At 70.8% G+C, this 21,104-nt stretch carries 17 protein-coding genes; 8 read left to right on the top strand and 9 right to left on the bottom strand.

Annotated features, from left to right (window positions below; all coding sequences use genetic code 11):
* Positions 1 to 94: 94 nt before the first annotated feature.
* Together QC818_RS16935 and typA are read right to left on the bottom strand one after the other, a co-directional pair.
* Positions 95 to 415, bottom strand: a complete 321-nt coding sequence (locus tag QC818_RS16935; protein ID WP_309654044.1) for a hypothetical protein — start codon at positions 413 to 415, stop codon at positions 95 to 97.
* 126 nt (positions 416 to 541) lie between these two features.
* Complete coding sequence (typA, locus tag QC818_RS16930; RefSeq protein ID WP_309654043.1) at positions 542 to 2,368, bottom strand: translational GTPase TypA; 1,827 nt, start codon at positions 2,366 to 2,368, stop codon at positions 542 to 544.
* Between the two features lie 429 nt (positions 2,369 to 2,797).
* Between typA and glnA the strand changes: the two genes are divergently transcribed.
* Positions 2,798 to 4,204 (top strand): glutamate--ammonia ligase, encoded by a 1,407-nt coding sequence (gene glnA / locus QC818_RS16925; protein WP_309654042.1) that lies wholly within the window; start codon positions 2,798 to 2,800, stop codon positions 4,202 to 4,204.
* A 342-nt stretch (positions 4,205 to 4,546) separates the two neighbouring features.
* On the opposite strand, the gene QC818_RS16920 is transcribed toward glnA, so the two are convergent.
* Positions 4,547 to 5,260 (bottom strand): ZIP family metal transporter, encoded by a 714-nt coding sequence (locus QC818_RS16920; protein ID WP_309654041.1) that lies wholly within the window; start codon positions 5,258 to 5,260, stop codon positions 4,547 to 4,549.
* Between the two features lie 228 nt (positions 5,261 to 5,488).
* On the opposite strand from QC818_RS16920, the gene QC818_RS16915 reads away from it, so the two are divergent.
* From QC818_RS16915 to glnG, 3 genes are all read left to right on the top strand, one after another.
* The gene (locus tag QC818_RS16915) at positions 5,489 to 6,073 is read left to right on the top strand and encodes a DUF4124 domain-containing protein (protein WP_309654040.1); all 585 of its coding nucleotides are present in this window, start codon (positions 5,489 to 5,491) and stop codon (positions 6,071 to 6,073) included.
* A 366-nt stretch (positions 6,074 to 6,439) separates the two neighbouring features.
* Positions 6,440 to 7,486, top strand: a complete 1,047-nt coding sequence (glnL, locus tag QC818_RS16910) for a nitrogen regulation protein NR(II) (RefSeq protein WP_309654039.1) — start codon at positions 6,440 to 6,442, stop codon at positions 7,484 to 7,486.
* Positions 7,479 to 8,885, top strand: coding sequence for a nitrogen regulation protein NR(I) (glnG, locus tag QC818_RS16905; RefSeq protein WP_309654038.1), 1,407 nt, complete (start codon positions 7,479 to 7,481; stop codon positions 8,883 to 8,885). Before glnL ends, glnG begins: the two co-directional genes overlap by 8 nt.
* A 578-nt stretch (positions 8,886 to 9,463) precedes the next feature.
* Here glnG and QC818_RS16900 read toward each other — a convergent pair.
* Both QC818_RS16900 and QC818_RS16895 read right to left on the bottom strand, forming a co-directional pair.
* Positions 9,464 to 11,278, bottom strand: a complete 1,815-nt coding sequence (locus QC818_RS16900) for an aminopeptidase P family protein (RefSeq protein WP_309654037.1) — start codon at positions 11,276 to 11,278, stop codon at positions 9,464 to 9,466.
* 1 nt (position 11,279) lies between these two features.
* Complete coding sequence (locus QC818_RS16895; protein WP_309654036.1) at positions 11,280 to 12,851, bottom strand: peptide MFS transporter; 1,572 nt, start codon at positions 12,849 to 12,851, stop codon at positions 11,280 to 11,282.
* A 266-nt stretch (positions 12,852 to 13,117) separates the two neighbouring features.
* Here QC818_RS16895 and QC818_RS16890 point away from each other — a divergent pair, with 266 nt between their 5' ends.
* Positions 13,118 to 14,455, top strand: coding sequence for a deoxyguanosinetriphosphate triphosphohydrolase (locus QC818_RS16890; RefSeq protein ID WP_309654035.1), 1,338 nt, complete (start codon positions 13,118 to 13,120; stop codon positions 14,453 to 14,455).
* A gap of 9 nt (positions 14,456 to 14,464) precedes the next feature.
* Here the strand turns inward: QC818_RS16890 and QC818_RS16885 are convergent, their stop codons facing one another.
* On the bottom strand, positions 14,465 to 15,274 hold the full coding sequence (locus tag QC818_RS16885) for an ATP-grasp domain-containing protein (RefSeq protein ID WP_309654034.1): 810 nt from the start codon (positions 15,272 to 15,274) through the stop codon (positions 14,465 to 14,467).
* 85 nt (positions 15,275 to 15,359) lie between these two features.
* Here QC818_RS16885 and QC818_RS16880 point away from each other — a divergent pair, with 85 nt between their 5' ends.
* Complete coding sequence (locus tag QC818_RS16880; protein ID WP_309654033.1) at positions 15,360 to 16,103, top strand: ribonuclease I; 744 nt, start codon at positions 15,360 to 15,362, stop codon at positions 16,101 to 16,103.
* A gap of 20 nt (positions 16,104 to 16,123) precedes the next feature.
* Here QC818_RS16880 and QC818_RS16875 read toward each other — a convergent pair whose 3' ends face one another.
* Positions 16,124 to 17,020: a nuclease-related domain-containing protein gene (locus tag QC818_RS16875; protein WP_309654032.1), complete on the bottom strand. Its 897-nt coding sequence runs from the start codon at positions 17,018 to 17,020 to the stop codon at positions 16,124 to 16,126.
* Positions 17,021 to 17,271: 251 nt separating this feature from the next.
* Here QC818_RS16875 and QC818_RS16870 point away from each other — a divergent pair, with 251 nt between their 5' ends.
* Positions 17,272 to 18,174: an NAD-dependent protein deacetylase gene (locus QC818_RS16870; protein WP_309654031.1), complete on the top strand. Its 903-nt coding sequence runs from the start codon at positions 17,272 to 17,274 to the stop codon at positions 18,172 to 18,174.
* A gap of 130 nt (positions 18,175 to 18,304) precedes the next feature.
* On the opposite strand, the gene QC818_RS16865 is transcribed toward QC818_RS16870, so the two are convergent.
* Positions 18,305 to 18,679, bottom strand: coding sequence for a translation initiation factor Sui1 (locus QC818_RS16865; RefSeq protein WP_309654030.1), 375 nt, complete (start codon positions 18,677 to 18,679; stop codon positions 18,305 to 18,307).
* A gap of 50 nt (positions 18,680 to 18,729) precedes the next feature.
* Entirely contained in the window at positions 18,730 to 19,482 is a 753-nt protein-coding gene (locus tag QC818_RS16860; protein ID WP_309654029.1) for a helix-turn-helix transcriptional regulator, read from the bottom strand.
* A 191-nt stretch (positions 19,483 to 19,673) separates the two neighbouring features.
* On the opposite strand from QC818_RS16860, the gene QC818_RS16855 reads away from it, so the two are divergent.
* A complete protein-coding gene (locus tag QC818_RS16855) occupies positions 19,674 to 21,086 on the top strand; it encodes an aminotransferase (RefSeq protein WP_309654028.1) in 1,413 nt (470 codons plus the stop codon).
* Positions 21,087 to 21,104: the final 18 nt, after the last annotated feature.

Raw genomic sequence — 21,104 nt, 5'->3', positions numbered from 1 at the left:
GTGGCTCCAACTTTGCGGCATCGAACGGTCGCTTGACCAGTCGACTTGCGTTTAGGGGCCGTTGGCGGCGGCGGATGGCATTCCGCCGCCCGTTTCAGTCCCGTTCGTCCTCGTCCGCAGCCGGGTGGCGGGGCTCCATGGCGCGATGGGCGTCGGGGAGGCGCACCGTGTCGCCGAGCGCGAGGTCGCCGACGCTCTGCTTGCGTCGACCGTTGTCCCGGGCGATCAGCGCCACCACCTCGCCGATGCTGGTGTCCTCGACCCGGGCCTCGACGCGCACCCGCACCGTGAAGCCGCGGAACAGCGCGCTGACGATGCTGCCCACATGGGGCTCCGGATAGTCCTGGGGGTGGTCGGCGTAGTAGCGCAGGACCCCGGCGCTGCCCGGGTCGTCCCACTCGACGTGCTTGTGCATGGGGCATGTCTCCGTGAAGGAACGGCCGTGTCAGCATAGCTCCCGCCGGGGGCGCGGGGCCACGACGGGCCGGTAACGAAAGAGCCCGCCGGGAGGGCGGGCTCTGGTGCGTGCGGCGTGACGCGTTTACTTCTTCTTGGCGCGCTTGCGCTCGTTCTCGGTGAGCAGCTTCTTGCGCAGGCGGATATGGTTGGGGGTGATCTCCACCAGCTCGTCGTCGTCGAGGAACTCGATGGCCTGCTCCAGGGTGAAGCGCACCGGCGGCGTCAGCACCAGGTTCTCGTCGTTGCCGGAGGCGCGCATGTTGTCGAGCTTCTTGGCCTTGGTGGGATTGACCACCATGTCCTCGGCGCGGCTGTTGATGCCCACCAGCATGCCCTCGTAGACCTCGGTGCCGTGCTCGATGATCAGCTTGCCGCGGTCCTGCAGGGCGAACAGCGCATAGGCCAGCGCCTTGCCGCTGACCATGGACACCAGCACGCCGTTGCGGCGCTCGACCGAGGCGTCCGGCTTGAGCGGGCCGTAGTGGTCGAAGCGGCTGGTGAGGATGCCGGTGCCGGAGGTCAGGGTCAGGAACTGGCCGCGGAAGCCGATCAGCCCGCGCGCGGGGATGATGAAGTCCAGGCGGACCCGGCCCTTGCCGTCCGGGTGCATGTTCTTGAGCTCGCCCTTGCGGTAGCCGAGCTCCTCCATGATGGCGCCCTGGTGCTCCTCCTCGCAGTCGATGATGACTTCCTCGTAGGGCTCCTGGGGCTCACCGTCGATCTCGCGGATGATCACCTCGGGCCGGCCCACCGCCAGCTCGAAGCCCTCGCGGCGCATGCTCTCGATCAGCACCGAGAGGTGCAGCTCGCCGCGGCCGGAGACGATGAACTTCTCGGGGCTGTCGCCCTGCTCGACGCGCAGCGCCACGTTGTGGATCAGCTCCTGGTCGAGGCGATCCTTGATGTTGCGGCTGGTGACGAACTTGCCGTCCTTGCCGGCGAAGGGCGAGTCGTTGACCTGGAAGGTCATGGACACGGTGGGCTCGTCCACGGTCAGCGCCGGCAGCGCCTCCACGGCGCTCGGATCGCACAGCGTGTCGGAGATTGCCAGGTCCTCGATGCCGGTGATGCAGATGATGTCGCCGGCGGAGGCCTCCTCGGTCTGCACCCGCTCCAGGCCCAGGTGGGTCATGACCTGGCCGATCTTGCCGCGGCGGGTGTTGCCCTCCTTGGAGACCACGGTGACCTGCTGGTTGGGCGTGACGCTGCCGCGGGTGATGCGGCCCAGGCCGATGACGCCCACGTAGCTGTTGTAGTCCAGCGCCGAGATCTGCATCTGGAAGGGCGCTTCCAGCTCGACCTTGGGCGGCTCGACGATGTCGACGATGGCCTGGAACATCGGCGTCATGTCCTCGGTCAGCTGGTCCGGCTCGGGGCCGGCCACGCCGTTGAGGGCGGAGCAGTAGATGATCGGGAAGTCGAGCTGCTCGTCGGAGGCGCCCAGGTTGTCGAAGAGATCGAAGATCTGGTCGATGACCCAGTCCGGGCGCGCGCCCGGGCGGTCGATCTTGTTGACCACCACGATCGGCTTGAGGCCCTGGTCGAAGGCCTTCTGGGTGACGAAGCGGGTCTGCGGCATGGGGCCGTCGACGGCGTCGACCATCAGCAGCACCGAGTCGACCATCGACATCACCCGCTCGACCTCGCCGCCGAAGTCGGCGTGCCCGGGGGTGTCGACGATGTTGATGTGGTAGTCCCGGTCGTCGGGACCCTGCCAGCGGATCGCCGTGTTCTTGGCCAGGATGGTGATGCCGCGTTCCTTCTCCTGGTCGTTGGAGTCCATGATGCGCTCCTGCCCCTCGGCCTTGCGGTCCAGGGTCCCGGACTGCTGGAGGAGCTTGTCGACCAGGGTGGTCTTGCCGTGGTCGACGTGAGCGATGATGGCGATGTTGCGAAGATTCTCGATCACGACGGGATCCTGCTGGGAAAAGTGGGCCCGCATTATAGGGTCAGGACCCGGCCGCTACCAGCCTTGTGGCGGAGGAAGCCGTCGCGGCCCCGTTCGCCGCGAGATATTGCACCTGTTTGGTGCATTTGTGGCGCGTCGTGCTGCATCGCGGGGCATTCTGCGGCGCCATGCTGGGGCATGCCTGGGGGCGCGACGCGGCACGATTCGTGGGCGGCTTCTTTTTTTCCGTTTTATGGCAGCGGGTTATCGTGTTGACTGCGCGGTGTGCGGAAAACCTGGCATGCGACCTGCATTGAACGGGACAGTGCCATGATGATGCATGGCGTCGTGGGCAGGCCGCCCGCGGCATGCTACAACGTCGGCTGGACACACCCGCGACCGGCGACCCGTAACACGCATTGCCATCTCAGCTATCCAGTGGAGGATCCCATGTCCGAGAAGACGCTCGCCCTGATCGAAGAACACGACGTGAAGTGGATCGACCTGCGCTTCACCGACACCAAAGGCAAGGAGCAGCACGTCTCCATTCCGGCCCGTGACGTGGACGACGAGTTCTTCGAGAACGGCCAGATGTTCGACGGCTCCTCCATCTCCGGCTGGAAGGGCATCAACGAGTCCGACATGATCCTGCGTCCGGACGACGGCACCGCCTTCCTCGACCCCTTCACCGAGGACGCCACCCTGGTGCTGCGCTGCGACATCATCGAGCCGGCCACCATGCAGGGCTACGAGCGCGATCCGCGCTCCATCGCCAAGCGCGCCGAGGCCTACCTGCAGTCCACCGGCCTGGGCGACACCGCCTTCTTCGGACCCGAGCCCGAGTTCTTCATCTTCGACGAGGTGCACTGGAAGGCCGACATCGAAGGCGCGATGTACAAGATCACCTCCGAGGAGGGCGCCTGGGCCACCGACCGCCAGGTCGAGGGCGGCAACCTGGGCCACCGTCCGCGGGTCAAGGGCGGCTACTTCCCGGTGCCCCCGGTGGACAGCTTCCATGACATCCGCAGCGCCATGTGCAACACCCTGGAGGCCATCGGCCAGAGCGTCGAGGTGCATCACCACGAGGTGTCCAACGCCGGCCAGAACGAGATCGGGGTGAAGTTCAACACCCTGGTCAAGAAGGCCGACGAGGTGCAGGAGATGAAGTACGTGATCCACAACGTGGCTCACGCCTACGGCAAGACCGCCACCTTCATGCCCAAGCCGCTGGTCGGCGACAACGGCAGCGGCATGCACGTGCACCAGTCCTTCTGGAAGGACGGCAGCAACCAGTTCGCCGGCGACGAGTACGCGGGCCTCTCCGAGATGGCCCTCTACTACATCGGCGGCATCATCAAGCACGCCCGGGCCCTGAACGCCTTCACCAACGCCTCCACCAACTCCTACAAGCGACTGGTGCCGGGCTTCGAGGCGCCTGTGATGCTGGCCTACAGCGCCCGCAACCGTTCCGCCTCCATCCGCATCCCCTACACCGCGAGCCCCAAGGGCAAGCGCGTCGAGGCCCGCTTCCCGGACCCGACCGCCAACCCCTACCTGTGCTTCGCGGCGATGCTGATGGCCGGCATCGACGGCATCAAGAACAAGATCCATCCCGGCGATGCCATGGACAAGAACCTCTACGACCTGCCGCCGGAAGAGGGCAAGTCCATCCCGACCGTCGCCGAGAGCCTGGACCAGGCCCTGGCGGCGCTGGACGCCGACCGCGCCTTCCTGACCGAGGGCGGCGTCTTCACCGACGAGATGATCGATGCCTACATCGAGCTGCTCCAGGAAGACGTCGAGCGCCTGCGCATGACCACCCATCCGGTCGAGTTCGACATGTACTACAGCTGCTGAGGCCGCGGCGCCCCGGCGCCGCCCTCCGGCACATCAAAGGCACGCCTTCGGGCGTGCCTTTTTCGTGATGCCTCGCATTTCACCGGGAAACGGCCGGCCAACCCGGCGGCGGGTGGGGAGGCTAAGCGTTAGCGCATCCGCCATGACCCGGTTCGGCGCTCTTCGCAATGTAGCGTGACACCGTTGAGGTTCGTAGGAGCGCTGCTCCGCAGCGCGATCCGCCGCGTCAGCGGCGGCAGAGCGGGGCACCACCGAGGAGGCGGATGTCTGGGGCGCCTGCGGCGCCTTTCGCGCAGCAAGCTGCGCTCCTACGCAACCCGTCGCACCCTGCCCTGACGCTGGTCAGTGGAGCAGCAAATGCCCGCCGATGCCCAGCGCGAAGCCCAGCACCGCGCCGAGCGGCGGGCCCCAGTGGCGCTCGAGCCGGGCCTGGGGCGCCAGGTCCTGGAATACCGAATAGAGGATGCCGCCGGCCGCGAACAGCATGATCGCCGCCACCGCCGCCGGGTAGTCGGCCAGCCACCAGTAGCCGCCGAGGCCGGCCAGCGGCCCCAGCCAGGCCATGGCGAAGAACAGCCCGAGCAGGCGGCGGTTCGAGTAGTCGGTGGTGCCGTGGAGCTCCCGGTAGGCGTTGAAGCCCTCGGGCAGGTTCTGCAGCGCCATCAGCAGGGCCAGCAGGGGGCCGCCATGGCCGCCGTAGGCGAAGGCCGCGCCCAGCGCCAGGGCCTCGGGCACGAAGTCGGCGAGCATGGCGGCGAGCTGGCTGGCCGAGGTGCCGCTGCGGTGGAGCAGGATATCCAGCCCCATGAAGGCCAGCCCGCCGGCCAGGAACCAGCCCAGCGCCGGGGCCATGGCCAGGTCGCCGAGGCTGTCCGGCACCAGCACCAGGGCCACCGCCGAGAGCAGGGCGCCGCCGCCGAAGGCGATGATGCCGTGGCGCAGCTCGGTCTCCAGCCAGCGAGGGCCGATACGCTCCTCCAGGGCGATCCAGCCGCCCAGCGGCATCGCCATGCCGGCCATCAGGGTCAGGGTCGCGACCGTCTGCCATGCGTCCATGCGGAATGCTCCTCGCCTCGTGGTGTCCGATGGCTATCCTATCCGCATCCGCCGGGGGCGCGCAGGGGCATTCCGTGGCGGGCCCGGGCTGGACTAGACTCGGACGAGCCTTCGGCCTCGGCGCCGCCCGGCTCTTGCGTCACTCGCCGAGTGTTCGGGCAGCGCCTAGGCTGAAAGCATGATGGCGCCCTGCGGGCGTGCGGACGTCGACGATCCTGGGAGAGACGCATGAAAACGGCAGTCGTGTTACTGACTCTGGGCCTGACGCTCAGCCTCTCGGCCGGTGCCGAGACCATCTATCGCAGCACCGATGCCCAGGGCAACGTCATCTTCACCGACGATCCCGGGGCGGGCGGCGAGGAGGTGAATCTGGCGCCGCTCACCGTGGTGCCGGCCCAGGCGCCGCAGGTCGAGGGACTGCCGGTTCGCGGCCAGGGGCAGGCGAGCCGCCCCCGTGACGATGCCGGGCCCGGCCAGCCCTTCATGCCCTACGACCGTTTCGCGATCGCCTCCCCCGAGCACGAGACGACCCTGCCCACCGGCGCCGCGGGCAATGTCCAGGTGCGCCTGGGCATTCGCCCGGCGCTGCGCGAGGATCATCGGGTGCGCCTGCTGCTGGACGGCCGGGTCAGCCAGTCGGCCATGCACACCGACGCCTTCATGCTCTCCAACCTGAACCGCGGCGAGCACGTGCTCGAGGCCGAGCTGCTCGACGCCAGCGGCGCCGTGCGCCATCGCAGCACGCCGGTGACCCTCTACGTGCAGCGCGCCAGCGTCAACCTGCCCCGCAATCCCAACAACCCGGGCAATTAGCTGCCCCCGGGCCGGCCGCATCCGCCGCCCTGTGCGGACGGCTCCCCGCGGCCTTGTGCCCCGCCGCCGGGGCGTGGCGACGGCCGCTTCGATGCCTTCGACCATGCCGAGCGGGTGAAGCAGGGCAGCGCCTTCCGGCGCGCCGAACGCCTGCGCGGCGAGCGGCCGCCGCCGGAGGCCGACTGATCCACCGCGACGCCGGCCGACGCCTTCCCGCAGTGCGTGCACCAGGTTGGTGCACTAAAATGGTGCACAGTGCCCCCGGATATCGCCGTCATGGCGCCGGCTCGCCGCCCGCTCCATGATGGCGCGCTTCTTGCAGCGTACTCCGGGGCCAGTCGCCACTTCGCTGCCGGGAATGCCTGCATGTATCAACGCCTGATGGAACACCTCACCACCGCCGTGCTGCTGCTGGATGGCGAGCTTCGCCTGCGCTGGATGAATCCCGCGGCGGAGGCGCTGCTGGCGCTGAGCCGCGCCCGGGTCACCGGGTTGGCCCTGCCGGGGCTGGTCGGCGGCGAGGAGGAGATCGGCGAGGTGCTGGCCAAGGCCCGGGACGAATTCCATCCCTTCACCCAGCGCGAGGCGCGCCTGATGCGGCCCACCGGCGAGCCGCTGACCGTGGACTACACCGTCACCCCCCTGGCCCCGGACGAACTGCTGCTGGAGATGGAGCCCCGCGACCGGCTGCTGCGCATCTCCCGGGAGGAGGCCCTGCAGACGCGGCAGGAGACCATCAAGGTGTTGGCCCGGGGGCTGGCCCACGAGGTCAAGAACCCCCTGGGCGGGATCCGCGGGGCCGCCCAGCTGCTGGAACGCGACCTGGACGACCCGCAGCTCGCCGAGTTCACCCGGATCATCGTCGAGGAGGTCGACCGGCTGCGTGACCTGGTGGACGCCATGCTCGGCCCCAACCGCATGCAGCATCGCGAAGCGCTCAACATCCACCGGGTGCTGGAGCGAGTGCGCTCGCTGATCGCCGTGGAGCACCCCGAGGTGGCCATCCGCCGCGACTACGATCCCAGCCTGCCCGACCTGACGGGCGACGAGTCGCAGATGATCCAGGCGATCCTCAACGTGGCCCGCAACGCCGTGGAGGCGATGACCGAGGCGCAGACCCCGGCCCCCGCCCTGGCGCTGCGCACCCGGGCCCGGCGCCAGTTCACCCTGGGCGCCGAGCGCCACCGCCTGGTCTGCGAGGTGAGCATCGTCGACAACGGCCCCGGCATCCCCGAGGCGCTCCAGGAGACGCTCTTCTACCCCATGGTCTCGGGCCGCGCCGAGGGCAGCGGCCTGGGGCTCTCCATCGCCCAGTCGATCCTGCACCAGCATCAGGGACTGATCGAGTGCGATTCCGAGCCCGGCCATACCGAATTCCGACTGCTGATACCGCTGGAGGCATCCCATGACTGAAGCCGCACGCGTCATGGTCGTCGACGACGACCGCGCCATTCGCTGGGTGCTGGAGCGCGCCCTGGCCCAGCCCGACTTGGCGGTCGAGTGCGTGGAGCGCGCCGACCGGGTGCTGGAGCGCCTCCTGGCGGAGCCGCCGGACGTGCTGGTCACCGATATCCGCATGCCGGGCATCGACGGCCTGGACCTGATGGCCAGGGTGCGCGAGGCGCACCCGGACCTGCCGGTGATCGTGATGACCGCCCACTCGGACCTGGACAGCGCCGTGGCCTCCTACCAGGGCGGCGCCTTCGAGTACCTGCCCAAGCCCTTCGACGTGGACGAGGCCCTGGCCCTGGTGCGCCGCGCCGTGGCCCATGCCCGGGAGCGGCAGCGCCCGATCCGCGCTCCCGAGGGTCTGGACACCGAGATCATCGGCGAGGCCCCGGCCATGCAGGAGGTGTTCCGGGCCATCGGCCGGCTGGCCCAGTCGCACATCACGGTGCTGATCAACGGCGAGTCCGGCACCGGCAAGGAGCGCGTCGCCCAGGCGCTGCACCAGCACAGCCCGCGGGCCGGCAAGCCCTTCATCGCCCTGAACATGGCGGCGATCCCCCGGGACCTGATCGAGTCGGAGCTGTTCGGCCACGAGAAGGGCGCCTTCACCGGCGCCACCGCCAGCCGGCAGGGCCGCTTCGAGCAGGCCGACGGCGGCACCCTGTTCCTCGACGAGATCGGCGACATGCCCGCCGAGACCCAGACCCGGTTGCTGCGGGTGCTGGCCGACGGCGAGTTCTATCGGGTCGGCGGCCACACCCCGGTGAAGGTGGACGTGCGCATCATCGCCGCCACCCACCAGGACCTGGAGGACCTGGTCGACGACGGGCGCTTCCGCGAGGACCTCTTCCACCGCCTCAACGTCATCCGCATCCACCTGCCGAAGCTCGCCGACCGGCGCGAGGACATCCCGCGCCTGGCCCTGCACTTCCTGGCCGAGGCCGCCAAGGAGCTGTCCACCGACGTCAAGGTGCTGACACCCGAGGCCGAGGCCCACCTGACCCGCCTGGCCTGGCCGGGCAACGTGCGCCAGCTGGAGAACACCTGCCGCTGGCTGACGGTGATGGCCTCGGGCCGCGAGATCCTGGTGGAGGACCTGCCGCCGGAGCTGCGCGACGGCGACCCGGGTGGCGCCACCGGCGACTGGCGGGCCGCCTTCCGCGACTGGGCCGACCGGGCGCTCGCCGCCGGCCATACCCACCTGCTGGAGGAGGCGGTGCCGGACTTCGAGCGCATCCTCATCGAGACCGCGCTCAAGCACACCGGCGGGCGCAAGGGCGAGGCCGCCGAGCTGCTGGGCTGGGGGCGCAACACCCTGACCCGAAAGCTCAAGACGCTGCTGCCGGAGATGGCGGAGGATTAAGGGCGAGGTGCCCCCTCTGGGGTCGGCAAGGGGGGGTAGGAGCGCAACTTGTTGCGCGATGGGTTTTTTCGACCTCCGGGCCCAAGCCGGGCGCCTGCGGCGCCTTTCGCGCAGCGGAGCTGCGCTCCTACACGGCGCGGGGCCACCCAAGCCCCGAGAACCTGCCGGGCGCCGGGCGGCGTCGGGGTGGTAGGAGCGCAACTTGTTGCGCGATGGGGGGCAACAAGGATCGGGCGCCTGCGGCGCCTTTCGCGCAGCGAAGCTGCGCTCCTACACGGCGCGGGGCCACCCAAGCCCCGAGAACCTGCCGGGCGCCGGGCGGCGTCGGGGTGGTAGGAGCGCAACTTGTTGCGCGATTGGGCTTTTTCGACCTCCGGGCCCAAGCCGGGCGCCTGCGGCGCCTTTCGCGCAGCGAAGCTGCGCTCCTACACGGCGCGGGGCCACCCAAGCCCCGAGACACCTGCCGGCGGGCGCCTGGCGTCGCCAGGCATCCGGGTGGCTCGCCCATAAACGAGGGGCGCCGGCCTGGCCGGCGCCCCTCGCACTTTCCGGGCTCGTCCGCGGTGCGGGCGGTCCGGTCAGCCGCGCTCGAGCGGCCGGGTGCGGGCCTCCAGCCAGGCCAGGGCCTCGCCCTCCAGCTTGGGGGCGAGGCGTTCGCGAACCTCGGCGTGGTAGGCGTCGAGCCAGTCGGCCTCGGCGGCGTCGAGCAGCGAGACGTCGATCGGCCGGGTGTCGATGGGACACAGGGTCAGCGTCTCGAAGCGCAGGAAGTCGCCGAACTCGCTCTCTGCCGCCGGGCGGTTGGCGGCCAGGTTCTCGATCCGGATGCCCCACTTCCCGGGGCGATACACGCCGGGCTCGATGGAGGTGATCATGCCCGGCTGCATGGCGGTGTGCGGCGCCGCCGGTGCGGACCAGGCGATCACCTGGGGTCCCTCGTGGACGTTGAGGAAGTAGCCCACGCCGTGGCCGGTGCCGTGGCCGTAGTCGCGGCCGCTGGCCCACAGCGGCGCCCGGGCGATGGCGTCCAGGTGCGGCGAGGGAATGCCGCGCGGGAAGTGCGCCCGGGACAGGGCGATGGTGCCCTTGAGCACCCGGGTGTAGTCCTCGCGCTGGGCGTCGGAGATCTCGCCCACCGGCACCACCCGGGTGATGTCGGTGGTGCCGCCGTGGTACTGGCCGCCGGAGTCGATCAGCAGCAGGCCGTCGCCGGCGATGCGGGCGTGGGCCTCCGGGGTGGCGTGGTAGTGGGGCAGGGCGCCGTTGGCGTTGAAGGCGGCGATGGTGCCGAAGCTGCGGCTGACGAAGCCGGGGCGCCGCGCCCGGGCGGCGGTGAGCCGCTCGTCCACGGTCAGCTCGGTGACCGCCTCGCCGCGCTCGAGCGCCGCCTCGAGCCAGGCGAAGAATTCGCACAGGGCGGCGCCGTCCTCCTCCATGGCCTCGCGCACGTGGGCCAGGTCGGCGTCGCTCTTGCAGCCCTTGGCCAGGGTGCTGGGCTGGCTGGCCTCCACCAGGGTCACGCCCTCGGGCAGCGCCCGGCGGGTGCCCAGGGTCAGCTTGGCCGGGTCGAGCAGCACCCGCGCCTCGGCCGGCAGCTCGCCCAGCCGGCGGTGCCAGTCGGCGTAGTCCGCCACCGCGATGCCGTCCTCGGCCAGGGCCGTGGCCAGGGCGTCGTCGAGCTTGCCCGGGGCGACGAACAGGGTGGCCGACTCGCGGCCGACCAGCAGGTGGGCCAGGAACACCGGGTTGAACTCGACGTCGTCGCCGCGCAGCTGGGTCAGCCAGGCGATGTCGTCGAGGGTCGAGATCGGGTGCCAGTCGGCGTCATGCTCGGCCATGGCCGCCCGCACCCGGGCCAGCCGCTCGGCGCGGGACTCGTCCAGGAAGGCGTGGGGATGGGCGTACAGCGGCGCCTCGGGGAGCGCCGGGCGGTTCGGCCAGATGGCGTCGAGCAGGTCCAGGTCGCCGCGCAGGCGGATGCCCTTGGGCGCCAGCCGGTCCTCGAGGCGGCGCGCATTGGCCAGCGACACCACGTCGGCGTCGAAGCCCAGGGTGGCACCCTCGTCGAGCCGCTCGGCCAGCCAGCGCATCGGCGCGTCGGCCTGGCCGGGGTGCAGCTTCATCAGCTCGATGCCGCTGCCCGCCAGCTGCTCCTCGGCCTGGACCCAGTAGCGGCTGTCGACCCAGACGCCGGCGGCGTCGCGGGTCACCACCAGGGTGCCCACCGAGCCGTCGAAGCCGGAGAGCCAGGCCCGGCCGGCCCAGTGCTCGGGCAGGTACTCGGAGTTGTGGGGATCGGAAGACGGCAGCCACCAGGCGTCGATGCCCTGCGCGTGCATGGCGTCGCGCAGGGCGGCGAGGCGGGCCGCGGGGGTCGAGGGGGCTTGGCTCATGTCAGGCTCCGGTGGTGGATGTGGAGGGGTGGGAGGCATCGCGCTGGCTGCCCTTGAGCATGCGCCCGATCAGCGGCGTCAGCATCGCCAGCACCAGGGCACAGAGTACCAGCGCCACGGCCGAACGACCGAACAGCGCCGGCAGTTCGGCGAGCTTGTCGGCACTGACGTTGCCGCCGATCAGGCCGGCCACCAGGTTGCCCAGCGCCAGGGAGGTGAACCACAGGCCCATCAGCTGGCCGCGGATGCGCTGGGGCGCCAGGGTGCTCATGGTCGACAGGCCCACCGGGCTCAGGCACATCTCGCCGAGGGTCAGCAGCAGCAGGCTGGCGGTGATCCACAGCGGCGAGACCAGGCCGTCGCCGGTCAGGACCTGGCGCGCGGCGAGCATCATCAGGCCGAAGCCGGCGGCCGCGAACAGCAGCCCCATCACGAACTTGGTGGCGCTGCCGGGTTCCCGGCCGCGGCGGCCCAGCGCCGGCCACAGCCAGCCGAACAGCGGGCCGAGCAGGATGATGAAGACGGCGTTGAGCGACTGGAACCAGACGGTGGGGATCTCCCAGCCGAACAGCGCGCGGTCGGTGTAGTCGTTGGCGAACAGGTTGTAGGAGGTGGGCTGCTGCTCGAAGGAGGCCCAGAAGAAGGCCGAGGCGACGATCAGCAGGAAGGCCACCACCACCCGGGCGCGCTCGCGGGCGTCGAGGCCGGCGAGGGTCATCAGGTAGACGAAGAAGCCCAGCGCGCAGACGATGATCACGCTGGTCATGGCCTCGGCGATGGCCACCGGGTCGAGCCGGATCACGCCGATCGCCATCAGGCCCACCAGGGCGGCGCCGAGGATCGACAGCCCCGACACCGCCAGGCCCACTCCGCGGCGCTGCACGGCGGGGGCGTCCCAGCTGGAGTCGCGGCCCCGCTGGCGGTCGGCGCGGCGCATGGACGGGATCGCCCACAGGCGGAAGATCAGCAGCGCGGCCAGCATGCCCAGCCCGCCGATGCCGAAGCCCCAGTGCCAGCCCTGGTGCTCCATCAGCAGCCCGGTCATCAGCGGGGCCAGCAGCGCACCCAGGTTGATGCCCATGTAGAAGATCGAGAAGCCGCCGTCGCGGCGCGCATCGCCCTCGTCGTAGAGGCTGCCCACCATCACGGTGATGCAGGTCTTGAACAGCCCCGAGCCCAGCACGATCAGCAGCAGGCCGACGAAGAAGGCGGTGGCCCCCCACAGCGCCGAGAGGGCGATGGCCAGGTGGCCCAGGGCGATCAGGATCGAGCCGTACCAGACGGCGCGGCGCTGGCCGAGCCAGTTGTCGGCCAGCCAGCCGCCGGGCAGGGCCGAGAGGTAGATGGCGCCGGCGTAGATGCCGACGATGGCCGCGGCGTCCTCGCGGCTGAAGCCGAGGCCGCCCTCGTGGAGGCCGGCGGCCATGAACAGCACCAGCAGCGGGCGGATGCCGTAGTAGGAGAAGCGTTCCCACATCTCGGTGAAGAACAGCGACCCCAGCGGGCGGGGGTGGCCGAAGAAGCCGCGATCCCGTCGGGACGTCGCGTCGGGGGCGTCGGTGGTTGGGTGCATGGAGCGTCTGCCTTGTAAGGAGGTTGTTACGTCACGGGCCGCGCCGGATGGTTGCCAGGCAAGGGTGCTGCCAAGGGTCGCTTTTCCCTAGTCTTTTTTCTGGAAGGCGCGGCCATGACAGACGATTCTATGGAAATTTGTTAGTCGGCGAAATGACGCGACGGACCTGCGGCGCGTCGATGACGCGATCCTGTAATCCGGCGGCGCGGCGATGGCAATGCCGCGCGTGCCGGTGCCAGAATGGAGCCTTCAAGGAGAGCACGCCCATGACGCAGATGACCTGGCAGCGGCTGCTCGACCCGGCCCGGCTGCACGACCAGCGCGGCACCGCCCGGGACGAGATCGGCCGCAGCCCCTTCCACAAGGACCACGACCGCATCGTCTTCGCCGGTTCCTTCCGGCGCCTGGGGCGCAAGACCCAGGTCCACCCGCTGACCGACAACGACCATATCCACACCCGCCTGACCCACTCCCTGGAGGTGGGCTGCGTGGGGCGCTCGCTGGGCATGAGCGTCGGTGAGGAGCTGCGCGAGCGGCTGCCCCGGGGCATCTCCCCGGCCGACCTGGGGGTGATCGTCCAGGCCGCCTGCCTGGGCCACGACATCGGCAACCCGCCCTTCGGGCACGCCGGCGAGTACGCCATCCGCGACTGGTTCAAGCGCGCCGAGGACGACGGCAGCGGTTTCCTGGAGGGGCTCACCGACGCCGAGCGCGCCGACCTGCTGACCTACGAGGGCAACGCCCAGGGCTTTCGCATCGTCACCCAGATCGAATACAACCAGTTCCGGGGCGGCATGCGCCTGACGGCGGCGACCCTGGGGACCCTGCTCAAGTATCCCTGGACGGTCGAGCACGGCGGCGGGGCCGGCAAGTTCGGCTGCTACCAGAGCGAGGCCCACCTGCTGGCCGAGGTGGCCGGGCGCCTGGGCCTGCTGCCCCAGGGCGACAACCGCTGGAGCCGGCATCCGCTGGCCTGGCTGGTGGAGGCCGCCGACGACATCTGCTATGCGCTGCTCGACCTGGAGGACGGCCTGGAGATGGGCATCCTCGGTTTCGACGAGGTGGCCGAGGTGCTGATCCAGATCGCCGGCGGCGAGCCGGCCGACTTCCCGGTGATGCAGCGCCAGGGCGTGTCCCAGCGGCGGCGCATCGCCGCCCTGCGCGGCGCGGCCATGGAGCGCGCGGTGACCGAGGTGGCGCGGGTGTTCGTCCAGCACGAGGGCGAGCTGCTCGGCGGGCGGCTGGACAGCGACCTGCTCGAGCTCTGCCACCCGGACCTGGACTGGGGGGTGAAGTCCGCCAAGCAGCTGGCCCGGGAGCGGATCTTCCGCAACGAGCGCAAGGCCAAGCTGGAGATCGGCGCGCATACGACGCTGGGCATCCTGCTCGAGGCCTTCATCGGCGCCGCCCACGAGCTGCACCACACCGGCCGCTCGACCTTCAAGCACCAGCGGGTGCTGGCGCTGATCGGCGAGAACACCCCGCGGCCCTCCTGGTCGCTCTACGACAGCTACCGCCGCATGCTCGACTTCATCGGCGGCATGACCGACCACTATGCGGTGGACCTGGCCCAGGAGATGGGCGGCCGCCTCAAGGGCGACTGAGCCGCCGGCTCAGGCGGTCAGGCGCAGCGGCGGCTCCCCGTCGGGGTCGCGGTCGTCGTCGCCCAGGCCCAGGACGCGCCCGATGGCGGCGCCGATGCGGCGGCTGCTGTCGGCGATGCCCTGGTTGCCGAACAGGCGGTTGAACTCGAAGACATAGGGGTGGCCGTCGACCATGGCGATATCGAAGCCGGCGTGGTCGAGGTCGAGCTCGCGCGCCAGGCGCCGGGCCAAGGCGATGGCCGCCTCGGGCACGGCGGCGTGCTCGATGCGCCCGCCCCGGCTGACGTTGGCCCGATACTCGCCCAGCGGCGTGTGGCGCCAGTAGGCGGCGATCAGTTCGCCGCCGACCAGCACGATGCGCAGGTCGCGGTCGATGGGGAGGCGGGCCTGGGCGTAGAGCACCGGTTCCTCGGCGAGATGCTCCTGCAGCGCGTCCCGGGAGGCGATCAGCCGCACGCCCTCGCCCATGGCGCTCTTGATCCGCTTGGCGATGAAGGGATAGCCGAAGCGCGACTCGACGTCCGCCACGGCGGCGCGGGAGGCGCCGCGGATCGCGGTGGGCGGCACGTGCTCGGGGCACACGGCCTGGAAGGCGCGGGTCTGCTGGACCTTGTCGTGGCCCAGGTGATAGCTGGCGAGGCTGGGGAAGATCCGCGCGCCGAGGCCGTAGGCCAGGGCGTTGACCTGCCAGTATTCGGGGAACAGCAGCCAGTCCGCCTGGCGGATCTCCTCCAGGTGGTCGTACATGCGCTCCGGCTTGATATAGCGCACTCCGGGAATGCCCAGGGTGCGAAAAACGTCGAACGTGATGAGTTTCATGGCGATGAAAAGAGCATCTCCTGCGAAGGCGACGGATTATTGTCCGTCGGCGCGTCCCTGGCAAGCCCTTTCGAGCGCCCTGGCGGTGCTGCTCCTGGCGCTGGTGCTGGCGGCACCGGCCGCCCGGGGGGAGCCCCCGGCAGTGGCGGGCGTCGACCGCTACACCCTGGCGCTGACCTGGCACCCCGGCTTCTGCGCCAGCCGCTCGCGGCCGCCCCGGGAGTGCCGCGAGCCGGCGCTGCGCCGCGGCACGGCGGACGGCTTCGTGCTGCACGGCCTGTGGGCCGCGCTGCCCGACGGCTTCCGGGCGCGGGGCGTGAGCCGCCGCGACTGGCGGCGCAAGGGGTGCTTCCTGGAGACGCCGCGCCCGGACGGCGGCTTCTGCCGGGCGCACCCGCCGCTGGCGTTGCCCGAGACCCTGGGGCGACGGCTCGACCGGGCCATGCCGGGGCGGGCGAGCTGCCTGGATCGCTACCAGTACGCCAAGCACGCCGCCTGCCTGGCGCTGCCGGCGCCGGCGCTGTTCGAGACCGCGCTGACGCTGCTGGAGCGCGTCAACGCCAGCGCCTTCGCGGACTTCGTGGTGCTGCATCGTGGCGGCGAGGTGGCGCGCAACGCCCTGATCGGCGCCTTCGAGGCCGCCTTCGGCCCTGGCACGGGGCGGTCGCTGCGCCTGGTATGCCGTGGGCGCGGCAACCGGCTGCTGACCGAGGTGCGCATCGGCCTGGCGGCCGAGGCCCTGGCGCGCTTTCCCGCCGCGGACGGCCTGGTGCGGCTGGAGCGCGGCCGCTGCGCGGCCCGGGTGCGGATCGCCGACTTCGGGGGCTGAGCGTCGGGCGCGCTCGCGCCTCAGGGCACGGAGACGCGATGGGCGCCGGCGCGGCGCTGCAGGGCGAGGATGGCGGCATCGTGGGTGGCGGCGTCGAGCTCGCCGGGGCGCAGCGCCGGCAGGCGGTCGGCCAGGGCCTCGCCGCTGACCACCAGCAGGTCCTCGGCGGCCTCGGCCTCGGCGATCTGCCAGCCGGGCAGCGCCAGCACGCCCTGCACCGGCACGGCGCGGCCCAGCTCCTTCTCCAGCCATACCGCCAGCCAGCGCACCGCGCGGCGGGTGTCGCGCAGCGGGCGTCGCTCGAACCAGCCGGGGAAGCGCAGGCGCTCGCGTTCCACGGTGACCCGGTTGTCCTCCTCGCCGGAGGGCAGCACCGCCGGGCTGCGCGCCCAGGTCTCGATGACGAAGACCCCGTTCGGGGTGATCGCCACGTGGTCCAGGGTGTCGTCGGCGCCGGGCACGTCGTGGAAGACGAAGTAGGGATGGGACTCGGGGCGGATCAGCCGCTCCAGCTCCTGGCCCACCGCCAGCTCGCAGGCCAGGCCCAGCTTGAGGCGGCGGATGCGCTGGAAGTCGCGGATCAGCCGGAAGCAGAAGATCAGCACCAGCACCGTGGACAGGGCGCCGTAGAGGGTCCATTCCAGCCAGTTCTGCTCGCTGGCGAACAGCATGCGGCCCATGCCGTAGACCATCGGCACCATGATCGCGATGGGGCCCAGGGCGCCGTTGAGGAAGAGCCCGGCGAAGGCCCGATCGAGCCGGTCGCGCAGCGACTGCCCGGGCTCGCGCAGCCGATGGGCGTCGAACGGCGAGCTGACCCGGGCATCGTGGAGGTTGCGCAGCGCCATCACGATCACCGCGGTCGCCGCCAGGGGGAAGAGGAAGATCAGGGGAAGCAGGTATGCCAGCCAGGCCATCGGGTTTCCTTGCCCGTGGGAGATCCTGCCCATTCTAGACAACCTTGCCCCCGGGGGGCCATGCTCGGTTCGTGCGAGCGAGGAGGGGCGAGGTGTGAGGTGCAAGGGGCGAGGTGCAAGGGGCGAGGTGCGAGGTGCGAGGTGCGAGGTGCGAGGTGCGAGGTGCGAGGGGCGAGGGGCGAGGTGCGAGGTGCGAGGTGCGAGGGCGAGGTGCGAGGTGCGAGGGGTGAGAGGTGAGAGAAACCAGTGGGATGATGGATGATCTGTCCGACCTGACGCGGCTGGTGGACTTCGTGGCGCGCACGCCGCGCCTGGCCGTGCTCACCGGCGCGGGCATCAGCACCGCCAGCGGCATCCCCGACTATCGCGACGATCGGGGCGACTGGAAGCGTTCGCCGCCGATGCGCCACCAGGCGTTCATGGGCAGCCACGGCGCCCGCCAGCGCTACTGGGCGCGGGCGCTGATCGGCTTTCGCGCCCTGCAGGAGGCGCGCCCCAACGCCGCGCACCAGGCCCTGGCGCGGCTCGAGGCCGCGGGGCATGTGGCCGGGGTGATCACCCAGAACGTCGACGGCCTGCATCGCCGGGCCGGGTCGCGGCGGGTGATCGACCTGCACGGGCGCGCCGACCTGGTGCGCTGCATGGGCTGCGGGGCGACGCGGATGCGCCACGACCTGCATGCCGAGCTGGCGCGATGCAATCCCGACTGGCTAGAGACCGGCGCCCGGGCCGGTCCGGACGGGGACGCCGACCTGGAGGCGGACTTCGCCGACTTCCGGGTGCCGGCCTGCACCCGCTGCGGCGACGGGATCTGGAAGCCCGACGTGGTGTTCTTCGGCGACAGCGTGCCCCGCGAGCGGGTCGACGCGGCCTTCGCCCTGCTGGCCGAGGCCGAGGGGCTGCTGGTGGTGGGCTCGTCGCTGATGGTCTATTCGGGCTTTCGCTTCGCCCGGGAAGCCGCCCGGGCCGGCAAGCCGCTGGCCTGCCTGAACCTGGGGCGCACCCGGGCCGACGACCTCTACACGCTCAAGGTGGCGGCCGGCGCCGAGGCGGGGCTGACCGCCGTGGCCGAGGCGCTGGAGGAAGGGGCGCCCCATCGGGCGGATCGTGGCGCCTCCATCGCGGAGACAGGCGCCACGCCGGGAAGGCGCTGATCGATGTCGCGAGCATTCGCCGTGTCAGCGGCGGTGGAATCATCCGGGCGCCTGGCGGCGCCCTTCGCGCGGCGTAGCTGCGCTCCTACGACCTCTGCCGGGTTCCGTTCCGCCTCGCCCTCGGCGGCTGCTAGCCGCCGGCCAGCTTGACCTTGTAGCCGCGCTTCTCCAGCTCGCCCTTGAGCACCTCGCGCTGGTCGCCCTGGATCTCGATCACCCCCTCCTTGAGGGCGCCGCCGGTGCCGCAGCGCTTCTTGAGCTCCTTGGCCAGGGCCTTGAGCGCCTCGGCCTTGAGCGGCACGCCCTCGACCAGGGTCACGCCCTTGCCCTTGCGGCCCTTGGTCTCGCGGCGCAGGCGCACGATGCCGTCCAGGCTCGCCAGGCGTTCGTCCTCGGCGGCCTCCTCGCAGCGGCAGTCGGCCAGGGGTTCGCGACATTCGGGGCAGATGTCGCCGTGTTCGGTGGAGTAGACCAGCCCGCGCAGCTGGTCCTGCAGGGATGCCATGTCGCCTCCTGAGCAGTGCGGGTAGGGCCTCGATGATACGGCGCCCGCGGCTAGCGGTCGATCCAGTCGATGAAGATCGCGAACAGGGCGGACTGGGAGTTCACCTCGAACTTGGCGTAGAGGTTCTTGCGGTGCATGCGCACCGTCTCCGGCGAGATCTCGAGGCGGCGGGCGCTGGACTTGGCCGAGTGGCCGCGCAGCAGCAGCTGGCAGACCTGGCGCTCGCGCTCGGTGAGCCGGTCCTCACCGAAGCGGTCGAAGGCGTCCCGCAGGCGCGGGGCCGGCGGGCTGGGCGAGGGGTGGTCGGCCTCGGCGGGCACGTCGTCGCTCTGCCAGTGGCGGCGCCCCAGGGCCAGGATCGCCGGCGCCAGGGCGCGCAGGGTCTCGAGCTCGCCGCGCGTGAAGGGGCTGGCACTCAGGCCGTGGTAGAGGCAGATGGAGATGCGTTGGCCCGGCGCCAGGTCCAGCAGGAAGTAGCAGTCCTCCACCGAGCCCGCCTCCAGGTAGTAGACCCGGTAGTACTCGCTGCGGAAGAAGTCGTCGGGGGCGATGTCGGCCAGCCGGTAGAAGCCCTCGCCGAGCCCCTGGTCGACGGCCAGGCAGAAGGGGTCCAGCAGGTAGCCCCGGGAGAAGTAGCGATCCAGGATCCGGTCGCGGCTGCGGGCCGGAATGCCCCGCTTGTAGATCAGCCGGGGCGCGGCCCGGGCGTCCTCGAGGATCACCAGGGCCGATTCGATGGGCACCAGGGCGTCGATGGCCGCGACCAGGGCCTCGGCGAAGCCGTCCCCGCCGCAGCGGGTCACGGCATCGGCCAGGGCGTGGTGCCAGCGTTCGAGGTCGGCCAGCGCAACGCCGGCCGGGGTATCTGTGGGGTTCGCGATAGCGGGCCTCCGGGCGCATGGGACGGGGCGGGTCACCCACCCAATTGGGGTATGGGGGCGGCCGCGGCGGGCTGCCTATACTGCCGCCACTCTTTGCCGCCCACAGGATGCGTATGACCAATATCACCGAATCGGAAAAAATTTCCAATATCGATGACGCCCGCCTGACCGCCGCCGACAAGGCGCACTACATGCACGGCTACCACGTCTTCGACGAGCATCGCGAGCATGGCTCGCTCAACATCGTCGACGGCGACGGCGCCCACATCCGCGACGCCCAGGGGCAGCGCTACCTGGATGCCGTCGGCGGCATGTGGTGCACCAACATCGGCCTGGGCCGGGAGGAGATGGTCGAGGCCATCGCCGACCAGACCCGCCGCCTGGCCTATTCCAACTCCTTCTGCGACATGGCCAACGACCGTGCCATCGAGCTCAGCGAGAAGCTGGCCGAGCTGGCGCCGGGCGACTTGAACCGCGTCTTCCTGACCACCGGCGGCTCCACCGCGGTCGACACCGCCATCCGCCTGGTGCACTTCTACCAGAACTGTCGCGGCAAGCCCGAGAAGAAGCAGATCCTCACCCGCATCAACGCCTATCACGGCTCCACCTACCTGACCATGTCGCTGGGCGGCAAGCAGGCCGATCGGCCGCCGGAGTTCGACTTCCTGTCCGACGGCATCCACCACCTGAGCTGCCCCTATCCCTACCGCGAGGCCCGGGGGCGCAGCGAGGCCGAGTTCCTCGACGCCCTGGTCGAGGAGTTCGAGGAGAAGGTCGCCGAGCTCGGCGCGGACCGGGTCGGCGCCTTCCTCGCCGAGCCGATCATGGGCTCGGGCGGGGTGATCATCCCGCCGGAGGGCTACCACCGCCGGATGTGGGAGGCCTGCCGGCGCCACGACATCCTCTACATCTCCGACGAGGTGGTGACCTCCTTCGGCCGGCTGGGCCACTTCTTCGCCTCGGAGGACGAGTTCGGCATCGTCCCGGACATCATCACCACCGCCAAGGGCCTGACCTCCGGCTATCAGCCGCTGGGCGCCTGCATCTTCTCCGAGCGCCTCTGGCAGGTGATCGCCGAGCCGGGCAGCGGGCGCTGCTTCAGCCACGGCTTCACCTACTCCGGCCACCCGGTGGCCTGCGCCGCGGCGCTCAAGAACATCGAGCTCATCGAGCGCGAGTCGCTGCTGCCCCGGGCCCGCGAGGTGGGGCGCTACTTCGAGGAGCGCCTGGCCAGCCTGGCCGAGCTGCCGATCGTCGGCGAGGTGCGCGCGCGGCGCTTCATGGCCTGCGTGGAGTTCGTCGCCGACAAGACCACCCGCGAGCTGTTCCCGGAGGCGCTCAACATCGGCGAGTGGGTGCACCTGCGCGCCGAGAAGCGCGGCCTGCTGGTCCGCCCCATCGTGCACCTCAACGTCATGTCTCCCGCCGTGACCCTGACCCGCCAGGAGGTCGACTTCATCGTCGACGCGCTGCGCGACAGCATCCTCGAGACCGTCGAGGACCTGCGCGCCGCCGGGCACTGGTGACCCCGGCTCGCGTGGCCC

The organism is Halomonas koreensis (genome assembly GCF_031451675.1).
GTDB classification, from domain to species: Bacteria; Pseudomonadota; Gammaproteobacteria; order Pseudomonadales; family Halomonadaceae; genus Halomonas; species Halomonas koreensis.
Note: the sequence above shows the minus strand (reverse complement) of the source record. Positions and strands in the feature narration are given on the sequence as shown.